Source organism: Stenotrophomonas sp. 2YAF22 (genome assembly GCF_052114665.1).
GTDB lineage: Bacteria > Pseudomonadota > Gammaproteobacteria > Xanthomonadales > Xanthomonadaceae > Stenotrophomonas > Stenotrophomonas indicatrix.
Window position 1 is genome coordinate 1 of sequence record NZ_JBFRFE010000716.1, and the last position, 1,962, is coordinate 1,962.

Annotated in this window: 2 protein-coding genes and 1 tRNA gene; all 3 read left to right on the top strand. The window is 67.5% G+C overall.

Annotated features, from left to right (window positions below; translation table 11 throughout):
- Positions 1-146 precede the first annotated feature (146 nt).
- A complete protein-coding gene (gene thiD / locus AB4Y84_RS20325) occupies positions 147-956 on the top strand; it encodes a bifunctional hydroxymethylpyrimidine kinase/phosphomethylpyrimidine kinase (RefSeq protein WP_442244590.1) in 810 nt (269 codons plus the stop codon).
- The gene (locus AB4Y84_RS20330) at positions 953-1,879 is read left to right on the top strand and encodes an alpha/beta hydrolase family protein (protein ID WP_442244589.1); all 927 of its coding nucleotides are present in this window, start codon (positions 953-955) and stop codon (positions 1,877-1,879) included. The genes thiD and AB4Y84_RS20330 overlap by 4 nt, the downstream gene beginning before the upstream one ends.
- Positions 1,870-1,946 (top strand) — tRNA-Arg (locus AB4Y84_RS20335). The genes AB4Y84_RS20330 and AB4Y84_RS20335 overlap by 10 nt, the downstream gene beginning before the upstream one ends.
- Positions 1,947-1,962: the final 16 nt, after the last annotated feature.

Here is a 1,962-nt window from a genome sequence, read left to right on the forward strand (position 1 = left end):
GGTCTACGGCGTGTCCTGCAGGCCCACACCGCCCCGCATCCCACCACATGCCGCCGTTGCTCCAGGTGTTGCTGTTGCTTCTGCCGGTGCCGGGCGCAGCCCGGCCGGCACTACCCCCTGGCAAGGCAGCGCGGCACAATCACTGCATGAGCCCGACCACCCCCGTTTCCGCCCTGACCATCGCTGGCTCCGATTCCGGCGGCGGCGCCGGCGTCCAGGCCGACCTGAAGGCCTTCGCCGCGCATCGCGTGCATGGGCTGTCGGTGATCGCCGCACTGACCGCGCAGAACACCCGCGGCGTCAGCGCCGTGCACGTACCACCGATCGACTTCCTGCGCGCGCAGATCGAGGCCTGCTTCGACGACTTCGATATCCACGCAGTGAAGCTGGGCATGCTGGCCAACGCCGAGGTGATCCACGCCGTGGCCGATGCCCTGGAACGCCATCGACCGCCGCACGTGGTGCTCGACCCGGTGATGGTCGCCACCAGTGGCGCTCGCCTGCTGGAGGACAGCGCGCTGCAGGCAATGCGCGAACGGCTGCTGCCGCTGGCCACCCTGATCACCCCCAATGCGCCCGAAGCGGAGCTGCTGGTGGGCCGCAGCATCGCCAATGGCAACGACGCAGAGCGGGCCGCCGCCTCGCTCCTTGATCTGGGTGCCGGTGCAGTGCTGCTGAAGGGCGGTCACCTGCACGAAGGCAACCGCGTGGTCGACCGTTACTTCGACGGCGTCAGCAGCGAAGAATTCATCCATGCCCGCCTGCCACTGGATGCGCATGGCACGGGCTGCACGCTGGCCTCGGCCATCGCCGCGCAGCTCTGCAACGGGCTGAGCCTGGCCAATGCCTGCGAAGCCGGCATCGACTACGTGGCGCGCGGATTGCAGCAGGGCTATGCGCCCGGCCGCAGCGAGGTGCTGGTACTGGACCACTTCGGCGCGGCACCGCACGCATGAGCGATTCGCCACGCGCACTCGCCGTGGACAGCGGCGATGGCCACCGTTACGAGGTCATCGCCTGCGTGCCTGCACAGCCACTGGCGCGGCTGTTGTGGCTGCCGGCGCTGGGCGTGGCCGCGCGCCACTACCTGCCGCTTGCACAGGCACTGGCAGCCAAGGGCGTGGCGGTCTACCTGCACGAATGGCGCGGAAATGGCAGCAGCTCGCTGCGCCCGTCGCGCAGCCAGGATTGGGGCTACAGGCAGATTCTCGACCACGATCTGCCTGTCAGCCAAGCCCTGCTCGCCGACGCTGATGCTGGCCAGAACGCGCTGCCATGGATCATCGGTGGCCACAGCCTGGGCGGTCAGCTGGCCTGCGTGCACGCCGGACGCCAGCCACAGGCGTTCGATCGATTGTGGCTGGCCGCCAGCGGCACACCGTTCTGGCGCACGTTCCCGCCACCACGCGGTTGGCTGCTGCCACTGATCTATCGCTTCCTGCCGTGGATCGCGCGGCGCCAGGGCGTGCTGCACGGGCGCCGGCTCGGTTTCGGCGGCACCGAAGCACGCGGACTGATCGCCGACTGGGCACGCGTAGGGCTGAGCAATCACTACGCCGCCGCAGGCATGGACGAGGACCTGGATGCGCAGATGGCGCGCGTGCATGGCAGTGCGCAGGCGGTGCTGATGGAAGACGATTGGCTGGCGCCCAGCGGATCAATGCAGGCGCTGCTGGCGAAACTGCCGAATGTCGCCTCGGAATTGCGTGTGCTTTCTGCGCAGGAGCTGGGTACGCAGGCCGATCACTTCGCGTGGATGAAACACCCGGAGGCTGTTGCAGAGGCGTTTTTCATTCAGTTGGGTGAAAATTTTCACAAAAGCGTTGACGACTCGCGCCGACATCCGCATAATTCCGCTCCTGTCGCAGGGCGCCCGTAGCTCAGTTGGATAGAGTACCTGGCTACGAACCAGGCGGTCGGGAGTTCGAATCTCTCCGGGCGCACCACTCGACAGACCTTCAG

Excerpts from the sequence above, each read along its gene's own strand:
- thiD (WP_442244590.1), top strand. The coding sequence starts at position 147 with ATGAGCCCGACCACCCCCGTTTCCGCCCTGACCATCGCTGGCTCCGAT.
- AB4Y84_RS20330 (WP_442244589.1), top strand. The coding sequence starts at position 953 with ATGAGCGATTCGCCACGCGCACTCGCCGTGGACAGCGGCGATGGCCAC.